16 protein-coding genes and 1 pseudogene are annotated in these 17,103 nt (G+C 66.6%); 10 read left to right on the top strand and 7 right to left on the bottom strand.

Annotation, left to right across the window (positions count from 1 at the left end; all coding sequences use genetic code 11):
• Positions 1–51: 51 nt before the first annotated feature.
• Entirely contained in the window at positions 52–633 is a 582-nt protein-coding gene (locus OG978_RS41960; protein WP_326770359.1) for a class I SAM-dependent methyltransferase, read from the top strand.
• Positions 634–1,275: 642 nt separating this feature from the next.
• Complete coding sequence (locus OG978_RS41955) at positions 1,276–1,782, top strand: GNAT family N-acetyltransferase (RefSeq protein ID WP_326770358.1); 507 nt, start codon at positions 1,276–1,278, stop codon at positions 1,780–1,782.
• A 36-nt stretch (positions 1,783–1,818) separates the two neighbouring features.
• Here the strand turns inward: OG978_RS41955 and OG978_RS41950 are convergent, their stop codons facing one another.
• From OG978_RS41950 to OG978_RS41940, 3 genes are all read right to left on the bottom strand, one after another.
• Positions 1,819–2,670, bottom strand: coding sequence for a transposase (locus OG978_RS41950; protein ID WP_326770357.1), 852 nt, complete (start codon positions 2,668–2,670; stop codon positions 1,819–1,821).
• 142 nt (positions 2,671–2,812) lie between these two features.
• Positions 2,813–4,597 carry a reverse transcriptase/maturase family protein gene (locus tag OG978_RS41945; RefSeq protein ID WP_326770356.1) on the bottom strand — a complete coding sequence of 595 codons (1,785 nt, stop codon included), beginning with the start codon at positions 4,595–4,597 and terminating at the stop codon, positions 2,813–2,815.
• A gap of 457 nt (positions 4,598–5,054) precedes the next feature.
• Positions 5,055–5,846 carry an ISL3 family transposase gene (locus tag OG978_RS41940; protein WP_326770355.1) on the bottom strand — a complete coding sequence of 264 codons (792 nt, stop codon included), beginning with the start codon at positions 5,844–5,846 and terminating at the stop codon, positions 5,055–5,057.
• Between the two features lie 161 nt (positions 5,847–6,007).
• On the opposite strand from OG978_RS41940, the gene OG978_RS41935 reads away from it, so the two are divergent.
• The gene (locus OG978_RS41935) at positions 6,008–6,982 is read left to right on the top strand and encodes a LysR family transcriptional regulator (RefSeq protein WP_326770354.1); all 975 of its coding nucleotides are present in this window, start codon (positions 6,008–6,010) and stop codon (positions 6,980–6,982) included.
• Between the two features lie 10 nt (positions 6,983–6,992).
• Here the strand turns inward: OG978_RS41935 and OG978_RS41930 are convergent, their stop codons facing one another.
• Complete coding sequence (locus tag OG978_RS41930) at positions 6,993–7,370, bottom strand: hypothetical protein (protein WP_326770353.1); 378 nt, start codon at positions 7,368–7,370, stop codon at positions 6,993–6,995.
• A 98-nt stretch (positions 7,371–7,468) separates the two neighbouring features.
• Between OG978_RS41930 and OG978_RS41925 the strand changes: the two are divergent.
• The 5 genes and pseudogenes from OG978_RS41925 (at position 7,469) to OG978_RS41905 (ending at position 11,648) form a co-directional block, all read left to right on the top strand.
• Positions 7,469–7,688: pseudogene (locus OG978_RS41925) on the top strand (hypothetical protein).
• A 39-nt stretch (positions 7,689–7,727) separates the two neighbouring features.
• Positions 7,728–8,123 carry a hypothetical protein gene (locus OG978_RS41920; protein ID WP_326770352.1) on the top strand — a complete coding sequence of 132 codons (396 nt, stop codon included), beginning with the start codon at positions 7,728–7,730 and terminating at the stop codon, positions 8,121–8,123.
• Positions 8,124–8,419: 296 nt separating this feature from the next.
• Positions 8,420–8,989 (top strand): transcriptional regulator, encoded by a 570-nt coding sequence (locus OG978_RS41915; RefSeq protein ID WP_326770351.1) that lies wholly within the window; start codon positions 8,420–8,422, stop codon positions 8,987–8,989.
• A 162-nt stretch (positions 8,990–9,151) separates the two neighbouring features.
• The gene (locus OG978_RS41910) at positions 9,152–9,418 is read left to right on the top strand and encodes a hypothetical protein (RefSeq protein WP_326770350.1); all 267 of its coding nucleotides are present in this window, start codon (positions 9,152–9,154) and stop codon (positions 9,416–9,418) included.
• A gap of 613 nt (positions 9,419–10,031) precedes the next feature.
• Entirely contained in the window at positions 10,032–11,648 is a 1,617-nt protein-coding gene (locus OG978_RS41905) for an IS1634 family transposase (RefSeq protein WP_326770349.1), read from the top strand.
• Positions 11,649–11,753: 105 nt separating this feature from the next.
• Here the strand turns inward: OG978_RS41905 and OG978_RS41900 are convergent, their stop codons facing one another.
• Positions 11,754–12,398: a dihydrofolate reductase family protein gene (locus tag OG978_RS41900; RefSeq protein WP_326770348.1), complete on the bottom strand. Its 645-nt coding sequence runs from the start codon at positions 12,396–12,398 to the stop codon at positions 11,754–11,756.
• 528 nt (positions 12,399–12,926) lie between these two features.
• On the opposite strand from OG978_RS41900, the gene OG978_RS41895 reads away from it, so the two are divergent.
• Positions 12,927–13,343 (top strand): DUF6234 family protein, encoded by a 417-nt coding sequence (locus tag OG978_RS41895; RefSeq protein WP_326770347.1) that lies wholly within the window; start codon positions 12,927–12,929, stop codon positions 13,341–13,343.
• Positions 13,344–13,540: 197 nt separating this feature from the next.
• Here OG978_RS41895 and OG978_RS41890 read toward each other — a convergent pair whose 3' ends face one another.
• Positions 13,541–14,542 (bottom strand): hypothetical protein, encoded by a 1,002-nt coding sequence (locus tag OG978_RS41890; RefSeq protein WP_326770346.1) that lies wholly within the window; start codon positions 14,540–14,542, stop codon positions 13,541–13,543.
• Positions 14,543–14,816: 274 nt separating this feature from the next.
• Here OG978_RS41890 and OG978_RS41885 point away from each other — a divergent pair, with 274 nt between their 5' ends.
• The gene (locus OG978_RS41885; RefSeq protein ID WP_326770345.1) at positions 14,817–15,080 is read left to right on the top strand and encodes a hypothetical protein; all 264 of its coding nucleotides are present in this window, start codon (positions 14,817–14,819) and stop codon (positions 15,078–15,080) included.
• A 304-nt stretch (positions 15,081–15,384) separates the two neighbouring features.
• Here OG978_RS41885 and OG978_RS41880 read toward each other — a convergent pair whose 3' ends face one another.
• Positions 15,385–17,064 carry a tetratricopeptide repeat protein gene (locus OG978_RS41880; protein ID WP_326770344.1) on the bottom strand — a complete coding sequence of 560 codons (1,680 nt, stop codon included), beginning with the start codon at positions 17,062–17,064 and terminating at the stop codon, positions 15,385–15,387.
• Positions 17,065–17,103 lie beyond the last annotated feature (39 nt).

Raw genomic sequence — 17,103 nt, 5'->3', positions numbered from 1 at the left:
GTAGCGATGCGTGAAACTCGGACAGCTGCAGAGCTCGACCAAGAGGCGTCTGTGCGCCGCGTGTTGGAGGACTTCTACCGGGACGGCAAGCCGCCGTGGGACAGCGGCATCACGCCGCCCGAGCTGGTGGCCCTGATAGAGGGGCCCGGCGCGCTGATGGCGGGCCGGGTGCTCGAACTCGGCTGCGGCACCGGGACCAACGCGGTGTACCTGGCCCGGCACGGCTGGCGGGTGACGGCCGTCGACCTGGTCGATCGCGCGGTCCGGCGTGCGAGGGAGAAGGCCGACGCGGCCGGAGCGGACGTCACGGTGCTGTGCGGGGACGCCACCCGACTCGACGAGGTGGGTGTGCCCGGCCCGTACGACCTGTTCTTCGACCTGAGCTGCTACTGCGGGATTCCACCGCATCGCCGCGACGCCTACGCCGCCGGCCTCACCAAGCGTGCCGCCCCCGGTGCACGATTGCTGATGTTCGGGTACGGGCCCGGGGCGTTTGACGACTCGTGGTCCGGCGTCACTGCGGACGAACTCAGCGCCAGGTTCGCTGGGTGGCAGCTGGCCGACGTGACGCCCGGCACGAACCCGGTCCCGACTTTCTGGTTCACGCTGCGCCGCGCCGCCGCCGCGGCATGAGCTCAGACGCACCGGGCAGCTTCGGGCCGCGGATGTCGCGCGCGGCCGTTCTCATAAACGAGGAGATGTGAGAGGCGTACTGGGAGGTGGGCCCCCGGGCAGTTCGCCCAGGTCAGCTCTCGCGGAACCTCTCTCACAACCGTTAAGTTTTGCGAGGCAGTTCTGAGGACCGCCGCCAGAAGCCCGTGACCTGCGGAGGTAGGGCTTAACGCCATCCGCTGCGCGATTGGTCCCCAAGGCCGGGCAGGCAGCGCCCTCCGCTGGCAATCCTGCGAGCCCCTTGCCCACGGGCGGGCGCCAACAAGGCGCCCGCCCGTCCGCATTCCTGTCAGGGGAAGCAGCCGGGCGGGCTCCGTGGAGCACACGCTACCGGCCGCCGCGGCCCCCCATCTGCACCTGACCGCCTCCGTCCCAGGACACCCACGAAACGTCACCCGATCGAGAGTGGGGCCAGAACACAATCCGTTCCTCTTGGAACCCTCCCGAACCCATCACCCACATGGGTCAAAAGTGGGGCCAAAGCAACTCGTTCTAGTGGGGCCAAAACTGGGCTCTGGTCCACTTCTTGTGGTGCGTGCAACGCTGGGTGACGTTGCAGTGACTACCGGGGCTCGGTTGGCGGCGAGATTTATGCTCGGACGCATGATCGAGACTGAACGACTGCTTCTACGACCTCTGCATGTGTCTGACGTTGATTTCTTCGTCGAGCTCCATGCCGACCCGCAGGTCAACCGCTTCGTCGGGTCTTTCTCGCGTCAACAAGCGCTGGAACGCCTCACTGCGATCGAGCGGCAGTGGGCTGAGCGAGGCCATGGCCTGTGCGCGATCGAGGTGAAGTCGAGCGGGGAGTTCATCGGTCGAAGCGGTCTGCAGTACTGGGAGCAGTTCAACGAGGTGGAGCTGGGGTGGACCCTTCGAGCGGATCACTGGGGGTACGGGTATGCGACCGAGGCCGCTCAAGCGTGTCTGAACTGGGGGTTCGCCACGCTTGACGACGACTACTTCACGGCTCTCATGCGGCCGGGCAACGAGGCGTCAGTGAGGGTGGCCGAGCGCCTGGGGTTCGCGCCGCGTCGAGAGGACCGTCTGCAGGGCAGCCCAGTGACGGTGTATGCCGTGGACCGTCCGGTCAACCTGCCCGCTTGCTGATGTTCCGCATGAGTCACGACAGCAGGACTCTCTTTCTCAACAAGGCAAGCCAGCACGGCCGAACATCTGCCGTTTGAGCATCTTGATCCGGTTGACTGCTCCTTCAACCGGGCCGGAGTTCCAGTCGGTGGTCAGCCCGCCGGTCACCGCGTCGAAGTCGCCTTCCAATCCGGCCGCGAAGGTGCTGATGCCCGGCAGGCCCGATGTCACTGCCGCAGTGATCCACTCGGGAAGGCGCAGTCCGTCGAGTGTGGTGAGCATTTCCGCGAACGAGCTGGTCAGTTCTGCGGCGGAGGCGAGTTCCGGGCAGCGGTCGAGGACGGCCTTGCGGTGCAGTTTCTCGTCTTCGGTCAGGGTGGCCGGGTGCCGGGTGAGCCAGCCGGTCACCTGTCGCACCGACGGTGGTGGCGGAGCCGGTGTGAAGCCTTCCCGCTGGGGCAGATCGCGCCGGATCCAGTCGCAGACGATCGAGTAGTGGCCGCGGAAGCCTCGGGCGGTGATCTCCCGGAAGAGGGCGAGGACAGTCACTTTTCCGCCGGTCTCGGCCCAGCGTTCGGCCAGGTAGGGCTTGAACGGATCGAGCTTGCTCGGGAGCTTCCGTTTGCGGCCTTTGACCATGTCCTGCCAGCAAGCGGCGCGTGCGTACCGCTGCACCGTGTGACGGCCCCAGCCCAGATGCTGCGCAATCCCGCGCAGACTCATGCCTTGGGCGAGGAGTTCGTGGACGAGGGCATGATGAACACGGGCCCGGTCTGCGAACTTGCCCGGTGATGGGTCCGTTTCGTCGTCGCTGCGCTCGGGGGCCGCCGCGGCCGGCGTCTCCCAGACCGGCTCCGGATCCAGGTCCGGCAGCGGCAGGTCACGCAGGCGGGAGCGGTGTGCGGCCACGGTTTTCTCGACGGCAGAGGCGAGGTTCTGCCACAGAGTACTGGTGGGCCGTCGGCGAGGTGCCTGCTGAGCAGGTCCTTTTCCAACGGCCCCCAGCCCGAACCGGGCATGCGGCTTGTCACCGCACCCGGCTCTCCAGTGACTACTCCGTGTGTGCTGGGACAGGACTCCTGCCGTGGATGTCCGCGTGACAACTACCGCAGACCACAAGAGTCTTGCGCTTCCGCGCGGCCATGAGATCTGCCCACGGTGGCCGGTTTCCCGATCGTCCGAGGTCAGCGAGCTTGGCAACGTGGTGGACTTCCACCTCGTCGACGCGTCCGCATGACTCGCACCGCCCGGCGAGGAGTCGAGTGACCAGCTCCTTGCGTTTGGTATTGACCGGGGCCAGCTGACGGTCAGTAATGACCGTCTTCTTGTTCTGTCTCAGCGGGATCCCGCCGAACCGTCCGACCAGCGGCTTCCTGCCGGTGCGTTCAACGCGGGCCTCGAAGCACTTGCGCAGCCCGTGCGGGGTCTCGATGGTGACCGCGTACTTGCGGGCCATCTTCGACACCGACGAGCGGTGCTTGTTGGCGAGCGTCATCAGCATCGAGGTCTCCATGACCCATTGCAGCCGGGCAAGTCGAAAGACGTCGCCGGCCAGCAGGTAGTACTGGACGATGCCGCGGTACTCCGACCCATAAGTGCTGAGGATGATGTGGTCGTCCTGGTTCAGCAGTTCGGGCCGTCGCGCGGGTTTGCCGCGCTTCATGTACTGGGTCTGCTTGGCAACTACCACCGAACGAGGGACACGCAAGCGGATGGTCCCATTGACAGATCGGCGTCTGCCGGAGATCTTCCGGTCGTTGTGCAGCACGGTGATGTCGTAGCCGAGGAACCTCGCCGCCTGGGTACGGGCGTGTGTGATCAGCGTTTTCTCCGGCGACATATCCAACTTGAGTTCTTCACGAAGGAATTGTGCCAGTCGCTCTCTGATTTCCTCTGCTTCTTCCTTTGGTCCGGCAAACCCGAGTAGCGTGTCGTCCGCGTAGCGCACGTACCTCAGCCGCCGGTATCCGGGGTCGTAAGGATCCCCGCTCGGCATGCTGTGGAGTTGCTTGCGAAGTCCCCGCACCGCAGTACGGTCATCTCGCTTGCGAGCGCACTGAATCGCGTACCAGACCTTATGGAAATCGCGACTCTGCTTCCTGACTCGTCCTCGGGTGTATTCAGGGATCAGAACGTTCTCGACGTACTCGTCCATCTTGTGCAGGTAGATATTGGAAAGGATCGGTGAAACGACTCCGCCTTGCGGGCTTCCGCTGTGCGTTGCATTCCAGACCCAATCCTCCATGTATCCGGCTTTGAGCATGTTCCGCATCAGCCGCAGGAATCGGTTATCGCGGATCTTCTCACCCAGGATTCGTAGCATGACCTCATGGTCGAGCCGATCAAAGCACTGAGCGATGTCACCCTCGATAAACCAGACTGTCCCCGTCCAGGTATTGACCACATCGCGCAGCGCGGTGTGGCAGCCCCGGCGGGGACGGAAACCGTGGGAGGAATCAGAGAATGTCGGCTCGTAATACGCCTCAAGCAGCAAGCGGATCACCTCGCCGACAAGTTTGTCGCTCCAGGGAGGCAGGCCGAGCGGTCGCAGCTTCGAACTGCCCCGCCCCTTCGGGATGTAGACCCCGCGGGCTGGGCTCCACCGATAGCGTTCGTGGCGCAGCGCGTCGATGACGTGCTCGATCTTGCCCAGCGACATGCCGTCCACGGTCTCCCCGGAGACCCCGGGCGTCATCGCTCCCTTGTTGGAGTAAAGACGCCCGTAGGCCAGCAGATACAACTGCGGGTTGAAGAGTTGTCGATATAGTTCATTGCACGGCAGGCCACGCCTGCCGCGTTCACGGAGGACACCCAGCACCGTTTCGGCACTCTGCATTTCGCATACCTCCCGACTCTGTGATGTCCGATCACCTGGCCCCCTTCGCCCGATGTAGACGGCTTTCCCGTCCTCCTTGACCGGTCGTGACTCCGGCGACTACTACGGGGCCTCCGTCGCCGTAGGGAGATCTCTTCCCGTAGGCGATCCCATGTTCGTCCTTGTAGTACGTCCTAGCGTGATGTAGGTGCCCCACTCATCTCCTTCAATGCCCTCATTGGGCATCGCTCCGCACTCCGGAGGTTGCATCGGCCATTCCATAAAGCCGTCGCAGGGTGCGGCGTCGGTGGCAGACAGCTTTCCGACGGATCTGACCTTCGATCTTCTGGAGATTAGGATTCAGGCAATCCAGCTTTCACCATGTCACGCGGGCCCCTCGACGCCCCGTCTCTACTGCCTGAGCCCGGCCGTCGATTTCCTGGCATGCTATTTTCCCCATCACCGTTTCCGGATTGGGTTAGCCATCAGGCCAAAGAATCTCCCTCCAAATTCCTCCCGACTGGGTCGGGAATACAACAAGGCGCCTCATGGCGCACTGGAACCGGTCGGCGACCTGGAGTGCCTGGGGTGCGGCAGTGTCGGCGGCCTCGGCGTAGGCCCCGGCGCGGTCGCGGCAGATGACCTCGATTGCCGGTCGGGCCGCGAGCCACTGGGCGAGAGTCGCGGCGTCGCGCTCGGGCAGCAGATCAAGGACCTGATGGGTTTCGGCGTCGATCACGACCGTTCCGTAGACGTGGCCACGTCGGAGTGCGAAGTCGTCCACGCCGACGGCGCGAGGCTCCGTCGCGGCCGGGTCGGGTAGGTCCATCACCCGCCGCAGCAACGTATTGCGGCTGGTCACGATGCCCAGGTGTCCAGCGAGGCGGGCGCCAGCCCGCCCTGCCAGCGCCAGGCCGACCTTGCTCATCGTCACCCGCAGACGCTCGGTGGTCCGGCCGTGGCGCCTGGTCAACCCCGGAACCTGCTCGACAAACGTGCGCCGCGGACAGCTCGGCGTCGTGCAGACGAACCGGCGGACCCGCAGTGCCAGTACACAAGGCCGTCCGGCACAGGCCAGATCCGCCGGGAAGCGCAGGTAGGAGCCGTGGATCTGAGCCGACCAGTCCCCGCAGGCCGGGCAACAAGCGCCACTTGCGGTGCACCGTGCCTCGATGCGTATCGCTTCCCCATCCATCCTGACGGACGTGATCACGGCCTTCGTGTTCGACGGGAACAACAGCTCTTGTACCGGAGACGGATCTTCGTTCACAGCGATCGAATGTCGAGCACATCAGCCACACGACGAGGAGCGAAACCCAGGCGACTTCCGAACCCTCGCCGCAAAGATCAACAACTACAACGAGTAGTCGGACCACACAACTTGGGCCAGACCCCAAAACTGCCCGGCGAAAACAGTCGGGGGCGACGTCCTTGCGGTTCACGGCGCTTCAGACCCCCGAACTCGCGCACGCCCTCCAGCAGGAAGCCCTCAACTTCCTGGCCTCACACCACATCCACGACGAACCCTTGACCTGGCAGCCTCCCACCACCTTGCTGGCAGGGCTCTCCTTTCCCGGCGCCGACCCGGCGCACGTCGACCTACCCCGCCTGCACCAGCTCGTCCGAGAACGCCAGCACCCCGTTCAGCACGCCGCCCAGGTCCTGGGCACGACCGTCGAGGCCATCCGTCATGTCCTTGACGAGCACCCAGTCCCCGCACCTCCGCTGACGAAGAACACCGCCAGAGCCACCGGCCGCATCCGGCAGCAAGCCCGGCAAGCCATCCCGGCAGAGAGCTTCATCCGGCTCTACCTCGACGAACACCGGTCCCTCCAGCAGATCGCCACCCTCACCGGCTTCTCCCGCAGAGTGCTGACCGGCCTCGCCAAGGAGTACGGCATCCCGCTCCGCGAGGGCCCACAGGACTGCAAGCGCCGCGGCACCATCGAACGGGACTGGCTCATCGAGCAGTACGTCCACCGCCGCCGAACCCTGCCGGACCTCGCCCGTGAAACCGGCATGAGCACCGCGAACATGGCGCGCTGGGCCAAGAGCCACAACGTCCCGCTGCGATCACGCGGAGGAGCCAGCCACAGCCAGGCACTTCGCGCTGCCGACCAGGCCCATCGAGCGCCGCGCGTCCTCCGGCCAGCACTGAGCGGTCAGGGTGCCAGTGAACGCTTGAGCCGATTCGCGGCTGCATCCGCCTTTCCCAGCCTCGGCGCGGCGGCGAGCGGCCTCGGTCTCAACACGTTCACCCTCGTCGCGCAGATCAACCGGATCGAACGAGAGCTCGGCGGACCGCTGCTGGTCAGAGCCGAACGCGGCCGGCCCATGACACTGACCCCCTTGGGGAGGAGGGTGCTCAGAGCGATTCGAACGTCTCAAGATGGTGCAGGGTCATGAAATTCGAAGTTCACTCCGGGTCGGAAAGGCGATGAAAGGCTCCGTCGAACTCTCCCGACGCAAGCAGCTTGGCGATCACGCCCACGATGCCTTGGATGCCAGGGTCTCGAACGATCAGCCCGTCCGAGCACCAGAAGCACCGGCCCCCTGCCGCTTCTCCGACCCCCTCCCACTTCCTCATCAGCCGGTCCACCTCGGCGAGGGTGAAGATCGTCGCACTCCAGCGAGAGCCATCGGGGAGGTGAACCTCGACATCCACATTGCAGACCTCATCGAGCACCTCGTCAGGGCTCGGGAGGAACAGCGCCTCGAACCCTTCGGCGAGGACACGGTAGTAGGGGCCGTCCCATCCGGCGTCGGTCTGCAGTTTGCTCGTCGTGGTGGTCACAGCAAGAGCATCCCAGTAGTCCAGATGACCAACCACAGGAATCACACCGCAGCGGCTGGGGCGCAGACCGCCGCCATCATGGGCTCGTGAAGACGTGGATGCGCTGTTACTGGGACGAGGAAGACACCTGGTTCTACTTCGAGGTCAACGCCGAAGGCTGGGTGATCCGGCAGGTCGAACTCGAAGGGCCTGAGCTGACCCCGATCGCTGCTGCCTCCCTTGCCGAGTGGGAAGGCCACGACCCCGAACAACTCACCTGAGGAGTTCGAGGAAGTCTGGGGTCGTGCCCGTCAGCAGATCGCATCTCAGCCCAGCTGACCTCTCGGCGCCGCACAGGGTCCTTGGCATCATCGCGACATGACCCCGACCCTTCCCCGCACCGTCCGAGCCGTCGATACTGCTGGCCTCCTGGACCTGGCCCAGGAGGCCGCCATGCACAGCTTCAGCCAGCGTCTCCCGGTCGACTGGCTCCGAGAGCACCTCGCCGCGGAGGGGACGCACTACCTGTTCCCGACGCTCGTGCAGCGGCTCACGCATCGCCCCGAGATGCCGCTGCAGTGGAGGTGCCAGCAACTGTTGACCGTCAGCACCGGCGAACAGATCTTGGGTCTGCTCGACGTCCTTCCCGACACCTTCGACAAGATCCCGGAGACCTTGGACACGGCGTCCAAGAAGGACATCGTCAGCCGCATCGAGCGAGCAGTGTCCGTGCGTGAGTGGGTGGAACGGATGGCTACCGATGCAGGTTCGTGAAGCCCCGGGCAGCGTTGCAGCCTGCTGGACAGTCTGAGGAAATGACACCGATCTGAGACAGCCGCCTGCCGACACGTCGTGAGACTGAAGGGGAACGTCCAGGTCACAGCGTCGGCGCCTGACACCGAAAGTGAGAACCTACAGGCCCCCAACACCCCTCAAGCGGCTTGGGGATGCCTCTCGCTGACGATCAACCACTCCGGGCCCCTGGTCCGGGGTGGCCCGTGTTCGCCGCTCAGAGAGGCGTACAGGGGATCCGCTGACGAGTAACCAGTTCGCACGACGAGGAGGAGTAGATGCCGGAGAGGACCATCGACTTCGGGAAGTTCGGCGCCCGGGGCATCAAGGGCAGTGACGCTGTCGCACGCAAGCTCGACGAGCTGGCCGACGGCATCGTCACCCCGGTGACCGTGAAGCGCGGCCTGATGGCGCGCCTGCACTACCTGACCCGGACCGACCACAGCCGCCAGGCGGCCAGGGACGCCGGGCTCACGGTGACCGACCGGACGCTGAAGGCGTGGCTGGAGGAGAAGCGCCGGCCGTCGAACGCCAACCTGGAACGCATCGACGCCGCCTACCGCCAGGTTCGCCGCCAGAACGTCGCCCGACACCTCCTCCGCCGCCTGAACGCCAACGGCGGGACGCGGGTGGAGATCCACCCGCTGAACCAGTCACAGGTGCCGCGCCCGCTCCAGCGGATGGTGGAGTACCGCGCGATGAACGTCCGCCGCTGGGACCGCATCGTCGAAGCCTGGGCGGCCGGTGACCAGCAGGGCCTGGACGACTCCTGGGAAGACGTCATCGTCGACCTGGGATCCCAGTGGGGCCAGTACGAGTACGTCACCAACATCGGCTTCGCCGCCTAGAACGGCCCTGTAGGCCGCTCTGAGCGCCTGTTAGCCGCCCCGGGTCTCCCCAAAGCCCGGGGCGGTTCGCGTTCGGCCGACAGGCCGTCAGGCGGGCGCGCTTGTCTTCCTCTTGCGCCTGTGAGGTCCTGCCGAACGATCCAATCCGGTCGAGCACGGCAGATGGGTAACGCCACGGACGGCGATGTCGACGAGTTGAGTGAGGGGATCAAGACATCATCCTCCGCGAGCCTTTCGTCGTTCCCGGGCCCGGGCAACACGAGCTTCAGCGACCAGCTCTTTGAGGTCATCTATCGTCTCGAACGCCAAGGCCCACTCCTCATCATCGTTCGGGTCGTCAGGGTCAAGTTCGAACCCTGGGTCTCAAGGCAAGTCACGACGATTCGGGAGATGTTTCTGTTCTCGGGAAGACAGTTGCCAGCAAGGTAGCTGGTGACTTTGCGGTTCAGCTCGCCGAAGAGCAGCCAGCGGCTGTCTTGCAGGTCTGTTGAGTCGATGAGCTTCTGCAGCTCGTCGATGAACTTCTGCTGCTCCGGAGGGACAGCGATTCTCACGGGGGCAGCGGCCGGTTTATGGACCCGTCCCTCGTCAAGCTCCTTGACCAGGTTCCGATAGCGCCGCTCCCAGTTCGAGATCGTCTTCCGTGACGGGTGGTCCCGTGGGAGAAGGACGGTCCAGCCCCACACAGGGTCCGCGAGATGGCCCTCATCCGTTTTGAACTCGGCAGACGGATCCCCTGCCCACCACTTGACGAGCGTGGCAACTGTCTTGCTGGACGGAAGCCGTGTTCCTGAGATGGCCGCGTAGAGGGCCGCCCGGGAAACGGAGCTGCGCTCAGCAATGACCGGTATGGGGATCTTGCCCTCGCCGAGCTGCCGAAGGTCGTAGGCGAAGGCGGCTAGTCCCGTATTTCGCGGGTCGCTGATTCGGCTGGAGAGCGGGGCCGGGCAGTGTCCGGCACGGGCCTGTCAACGTTCGATCGGGTGTGTCGATGACTTCCCGGTCCCCGCGGCCACGAACGGAACGCCCCCGTATGGAGTGCGTGATCGAGTCCGTGGTGACCAAGCGTTTGGGCGCTCTGCCCGTCGCTGCCGAGTTTCTGCGCCGGCTGGACGTTGCGGGGATCGTCGATGCCCTTTGCCCGCCCGATCCCCGGGCGGAGCTGACGCACGGCCAGGTGATCGAGGTGCTGGTGGCCAACCGGCTGACCGCTCCGGCGCCGCTGTTCAGGGTCGGGGACTGGGCCCGCAGCTGGGCGGTGGAGGAGGTCTTCGGCGTCGAGGCCGACCTGCTGGGTGACGACCGCCTGGCGCGTGCTCTGGACGCCATCGCTCCGCACCTGGACCGGCTTGCCGGCAGCGTCGGGGCGGCCGCGATCGCCGGCTTCGGCATCGATGTGGCCCGCATCCACTGGGATATGACGAGCATGTCCGTGCACGGCGCCTACCCCGAGGCCGGGCAGGACGAGGACTACCCGATGGTCAAGTTCGGGCATCCCAAGGACCGGCGGGTGGACTTGAAGCAGGTCCAGGCCGGCATCGGGGTGGCCGCCGACGGCGGCGTCCCGGTCTTCTCCCGCGTCCTTTCCGGCGGCGCCGGGGAGGTCTCCCAGGTCGTCGGCGCGATACAGGCCCTCAAGGCACTCGCCGGCGAGCGACGCCTGCTGATGGTCGCGGACTCCAAGCTGTACTCCTGGGGCAACATCGGTGCGCTGCTGGCCGCCGAGGTGGACTTCATCGCGCCGGTACCGGCGTCCAAGATCAGCGACGAGTTCTGGGCCGGCCTGGACCTCCAGCAGGCCGCGCCGGTGGACTACACCGCCGAGCGGGAGGAGCACCTGCCGCCCGAGCAGCGCGGGCACTACCGCGTCCTTCAGGACATCCAGCGCATCCCCGGGCCCCGCAAGCGCGATCCGGTGCTACAGGTGCGCCGGATCCTGGTGCATTCCACCGGTAACGCCGCCGGCCAGCGCCAAGCGCGCACCAAGCGGCTGGCCAAGGCCACAGCCGAACTGGAGAAGGTGCAGCGCGGGGCCAGTGGCCGCTACTACAACACGGCTGAGAAGCTCGCCGCCCGGGTCGGGGTAATCGCCAAGACCCGCAGGGTCGCCTCCTGCCTACGCACCGAGATCGGCACCGACGAGGAGGGCCGGCCGACCCTGGCCTGGCACTTCGACGAGCAGGTGCTGGCCGTGCAGGCGGCGGCCGACGGCTGGTACGCGCTGATCGCCTCCCGCCCGGTCGAGCAGGCCACCCCCGCCCAAGTCCTGCTGGACTATAAAGGACAGGGCGACGCCGAGCGCCGCTACGGCGACTTCAAGGGGACGCTGGCGGTCACCCCGGTGTTCGTCCAGCACAACCGGCGCGTCGCCGCCCTCGTCCAGGTGATCTGCCTGGCCCTGCTGGTGTTCTGCCTGATCGAGCGGCAGGTACGGCAGGCGCTGGAACGCGATGGAGACGGCACGATGCCAGGGATCTACCCGGGCCGCCGCCGAGTGCGGCCCACGGGCCGGATGATCCTGCATCACCTCGGTGAGCTCCAGCTACGCATCCGCGGAGCCACCGACCCGCCCACCATCATCCTCAGCCAGGTCGTCCAGGTCGACCTCCTCGATCTGCTGGGACTCGACGTGCGACGCCCACGCTGGCTGCAGACCTGAACAGCACCCGCAGCGACCCGCGAAATGCGAGGCTAGGACGCCGCTGGGCAGCGGCCATGCCGCGGGCGCCGGTGACGGAGCCCGCGCCGGCCGGCTGGTCCGGCCTCACTTCCGCCAGAACAGGTGGTGCGTCACGCCGCTCGGGCTGGGCACGACGTCCTGGTGGAACCGGTCGAGCAGCTCATCAGGGGACTCCCACAGCCGGGCCCCGGAGCCGAGCTTCGTCGGCGCGACCGCCACATGCAAGGTGTCGAGGAGGTCGGCCTCGAGGAACTGCCGGATGATCGTGGCCCCACCGCCAAGCCGGACGTCCTGGCCCTGCGCTGCCTCCTTCGCCTGGGCGAGCACCGCGGCCGGGTCGCCGTCGACGAAGTGGAACGTGGTGTCGGAGAGCGTGAACGACGGGCGCTTGTGGTGCGTCATGACGAACACCGGCGTGTGGAACGGGGGCTCGTCACCCCACCATCCCTGCCACTCGTGGTCCTGCCAGGGCCCGCGCTGCGGCCCGAACTTGTTGCGGCCCATGATCTCGGCGCCGATGTTGCGGGCGTAGTCCCGCGTGAAGTAGTCGTCCAGACCTCGGCCACCGGGTTCGGAGCGGTTGATGGGTGGGTGGTCGGTGGCAAAGGCCCAGGCGAGCAAGTTCCCCGGATCGGCATGGCCGAACGGCTTCTCGAGGCTCTGGCCCTCGCCGGCGCCGAACCCGTCGCTCGAGACGGTGAAGTTCTGGACCCGCAGCAACTGGCTCATGTCGCTCCTCCTGCTTCGCACTTTCTGATCACCTGACGAACCGTAGACCGGCCGGGCCGGGAAAACTCATCGCCGCATCGTGCAGTTCTCATCGAGCTCCCGCAGCCGCGCGCAGGGCGACGACTCCCCGTGGTCATCCCCCGGCGCGGCCGCGTACCCCTCACCGGGCGAGCGTCCAGCGGAAGCGGGGGGCTTCCGGCCCTTGACATCCAGCCGGCGCAGAAACTCGGCAGCGACGGGCAGAGCGCCCAAACGCTTGGTCACCACGGACTCGATCACGCACTCCATACGGGGGCGTTCCGTTCGTGGCCGCGGGGACCGGGAAGTCATCGACACACCCGATCGAACGTTGACAGGCCCGTGCCGGACACTGCCCGGCCCCGCTCTCCAGCCGAATCAGCGACCCGCGAAATACGGGGCTAGTGGTTCTCCGGATGGTGCAGCACCTTCTGGTGAAGCCCTGCAAACTGAGTACCTGAGTAGCCGTACTCTGGCGGGCTGCTGGCCGCCTGCCAGAGCATGGCGAACATGGAGTTCCTTGCGGACCTAGGCTTGGCCGTGCTGCTGTCAGCGCTCGGAGCCCTGGGGTTGGTCGGCTTCTGGTTCGTGGAAGGCCTCAAGCAGTGGGCCGCCCAGGGGCAGTCGGTGCCTGATCCGACGGGCCGGTACGTGCTGGTGCTGAGCACGGGGTCGGCATGTTCGGCAGTGATCGCCTACGGCTTGTCCTGGGCTGATCTGCCTATAGCCTGCACGGCCCAGGCGGTCATGGCCGCCCTGCTGGCGTTGCTGCTGCTCCTGGTCGCAGGCAGCGCGTGCGGCAAGCGAATCAGGCGAGAGAGGCTGCGGCGCCGTCTTCGGCGGGAGCGGCTGCGCTGGCACGAGTCCCAGCGCGAAGGCAGCACGCCTGCGTCGGCGTCGGTCCGCCGACGCACATGGCGGCCGTGATCTCGTCCTGCGAATCCGGCCCGCGGGCGTGCAGATTGTCGGTCCTCATCACAGATTTCAGTCGCCGGTGCCCTGGCCTGGGCACTGAAATCTTCCGTGCGGTGACTGGCGGGCGGTCGGGCGTACGAAAGACTTCAGCGTGCAGATCTGACAGTGCGCACCGCAGACTCGCCGGACGCGTGGCCTGGGTAGGCCGGTCAGTGCTGCTCATCGGGGGTTCGTTCGGTCGGGGCATGCTCCGCAAAGGCGTCGCTGGCATGGTCGTAGACGACCCTCTCGCGCCTCATGTACTTGGTGCCGCACTTGAAGCACAGCGCTTTCCCGTCATCCTGCGGGTTGTCCGCGGTGGCCACGTGGAAGACCAGCGTGCGCTCGTCGCCCACCCCCCGTTCTCCCGACGCACAGTCCTCGCACGGGATGACTTGTCCGTCGTCTGGGCCTGTGACCAGCACGACGTACTCAGAGGCCAGGTCTCGGGGCGTCCAGGCTTGCAGGCAGAAGCGGCACTGCGGTTGACTGCCTACGAGTACAGCGAACTGCCGACAGGCCGGGCACATAATGGTGTTTTCTAGAAGTTCGCCCTTGAGCTCCGCGTCGACGTCCCGCATGCGATCTGCGACAAGGGAATCGATGTTGCCCAGGACGGCCCGGATGCGCCGCATGGAGGTGTCGAACTCCTCGTCGAAGTCATTGGTAGGAACGTGCAGCTCCTCCTCAATGAACTCGATCAAGAAGGCCAGCACTTCGGCCGAACGGGATTCCACCACGAGCGCGGGCACGGAGTGGCCGTAGTGCGTGAACGCGTTGCGTGTATCCCCCAACCGCTTGATCGCCTGTCGGGTCTTGTCGCTGATCTCGACCTGCGCGATGTCGCGCAGCCGGGCGATGGCGCCGTCCACCGTCGTGCTGTTGAAGCTGCCGGCCTGAAAGTTGGCGAGGGTCGCCTTCCCGGGGTCGGCGAAGACGAGGCTCCAGTGTTCTACCTCAAGCCGCGCCTTGAGCAGGATCTCTGTGGCGGCGTGGAGGTGCAGGACTCCGTACTTGAGGTCGCGGTCGGCAGGAAAGAGGTCGCGATGCCTGCGGGCCGTCAAGTGCTCCACTGCGCTCAGAAGGTAGTCGATCCCGTTGCGGACGGGGCGGAAGGTGACGTCAGGGCGCTCAACAATGCGTCGGCCAAGGGACACTCTGTCGTAGGGCACCCCATCGAACGGATCTCTGTTACCCATTCCACCCCCAGGCTGATTGATTGTCGGTCCTCACTGTCTCTCCCTCTGAGCCACGGACTGTACGTCCAGGGCGCCCTGCTCAACGCGTCTGCGTACTGAAGCGTTCGGTGCGGTACTGAAGGACCGACTGAAATCTTCCGTGCGCTACTGAAGTCTGCCGTGTCGGCCGACACAGATTCGCGCATTGGCGGTTCTCCCAGTGGTGCAGTTAAGGGTGAAAGTTCGGCACGCGGACACGGTTGACGCCTTGGTGCTGGGGTTCACCGGCCCCTGGCTCAGGCCGCATCATCTGGTCCTGGCGGTGGGGGACGAGGGCGGGCTGGCCCGGGTGTCCGCGCGCCTGGAGCCCGTTCTTGCGGCTCGTGTCGGTGAGGCGTTGAGTGGCGCGGCGGTGGTGGGGGAGCGGCGGGCAGAGGGCGAGCCGTACACACGGGTGGAGACGGACCTGGTTGTGGAGGTGCTGGCCGGGTCCGGCCGGCACGGCACCCTCACTGTGACCCGGATGCGGTGAGGGTGCCCGTGCCTGACTGCTGGTCAGGGGGCGACGCCGAGGCAACCGTTGTCCGAGGATGCTGGCCCGGTTGGCGAGTGGAGGTGCAGGGGCTGCCGATCAGTCCAGGTCGGCGCTGGCCAGGGTGACCGCGAGCGCGATGTGGGGGACAGCGCTCAGGCAAGAGCTCCGCCACCGCGCTCGGATCGGCCGGAACAGTTGGAGGCCCGGCCACGGACTCGAACGCGGCCGTCCGCCCGCCGTCGGTGGATCGCACGGACACTCCCGCCTGGCGCCACCGCCTGCACGAACCGAGCGGCCCCGTTTATAACGGAGACTCCCCAAGACCATCCCCCGCCGACCGCCACCGGGACAGCACATCACGAGCAGAACGAGTATCGGGGTGTTCGTTGCCGAGTAGTCGCTCGTACTCGGTGAGGACGTGTTCTTCAATTTCGATGGCGTTGTTGGTGCGCCCGGCCTGCCGGTAGGAGGTGGCGAGGTTGGCGCGGGCGTTCAGGGTGTCGGGGTGTTCGTTGCCCAGCAGCTGCTCGCAGTCGGCGACCATTTGTTCCCAGTACGTCGAGGAAGCGCTGTGCAGGTGAGCATTGAGGAGGCTTGCTCCCGCGCGGTAGAGCACAGGGTGGGCGTCGGGCGTCCATAGGGACTCTCCGGCATGGGTGGTGAGTGAGTCCGTGTTGGTGCGTAGTGTGCCGGCCAGTTCGCGCTGGGCGTGGTCAGAGTCTGGCCAGATCTCGACGAGGGCATCGGCGGCGGTGATGACGGTCGTCGGCTGCTGGTCCTGAGGGATGGTCTCGCGTACGGCCCGGGCGGTGAGCGCGTGGATACGCACCGCTCGGGGGTTGTCGGTGGAGTCGTACGTGATCAGTCCGTACCGGTCGAGGAGCCGCAGCGCCGCGGCTGCCTCGTCACCCGTGACGGTCCGTGCCGCGTTTGTGCGCCGGCGGCGCAGGCTGAGCTTCCGTCGGGCTGGGACGGCGGCGGGCTGCTGGTGGGTGAGATAGGTGAGGAAGGCGTTGGTGGTCCACAGGGCGGCGGGTTGTCCGGCGGGGTCGAGGTAGGCGGCGATGCGGAGGGCGGCGCGGGCCAGGGGGCCGTGGGGGTCCTGGTCGGTGGCGTCGAGAGCGAGGAGCAGGGTGGTGGTGACCTGCCGGCCGTAGCGTTCGGTGTCCGCCCAGTGCGGCAGAACCTTGTCCAGGTGCGTGGCGCGGTCGGTGAACTGTTCCAGGTAGGTGCTGCAGGAGGTGTTCTCGCGAAGCATGTAGGCGGCGGCGTGTCCCAGCGCCAGCGGCAGGTGTCCGAGTGCCTCGGCGAGGGCCGGGGCCCGGTGGTCGGCCAGGTGGGCTTTGCGGTCGTGGGCGAGGCGGGCGATGAGGTAGCCGGTTGCCTCGGCCGGGGTGTAGACGTCGACGTCGATGCGGGCCCGGCCGCCTCCGGTCAGGCGCGGGTCCTTGAGGCGGGTGGTGGCAAGGGTCCAGCCGGTGCCGCGCTGGCTGTCCGGCCACCAGGGCTCGATCTCATCCGGATCGGTGATGTTGTCCAGGACGACCAGCCACCGGCGGTCGGTGGCCGCAAGCCAGCTCAGGAAAGCCCGTGCGTCCGCTTCCAGGTCCGTGCCGGTAAGGCCGGGCGCCTGCACGAGCGCAGCGGCCTGCGCATAGACGGTCAGAACCTGCTGGATATCGTTCGCCGACGTCCACACCACCAGATCGGCGCCATCTTCGAGCGCTTCACGGGCGTAGGCGGCGGCCAGCTGCGACTTGCCCACCCCGCCACCGCCCGACATCACCTGCACAGACGCACGCGTACCGGACCGCGACCGCTCACCGAGCGGGGTATCGCTCGCCAGCACGACGCTCCGGCCGTGCCCGCGGGCCTCGTCGACCGCCTGACGCAGTACCTCGCGCGGCTGGAACGCGGACGCCAGCACCGGCACCGTCCCCACCACCACCGGCCACCCCACCAGCACTTCGTTCTGCGCCACGAACTGCTTGTCGACATACGTGACCCGGCTGTTGTCACC

The organism is Streptomyces sp. NBC_01591 (assembly GCF_035918155.1).
Classification (GTDB): domain Bacteria; phylum Actinomycetota; class Actinomycetes; order Streptomycetales; family Streptomycetaceae; genus Streptomyces.
The sequence above is the reverse complement of the archived record's forward strand: the minus strand, read 5'-3'. Positions and strand labels throughout refer to the sequence as shown.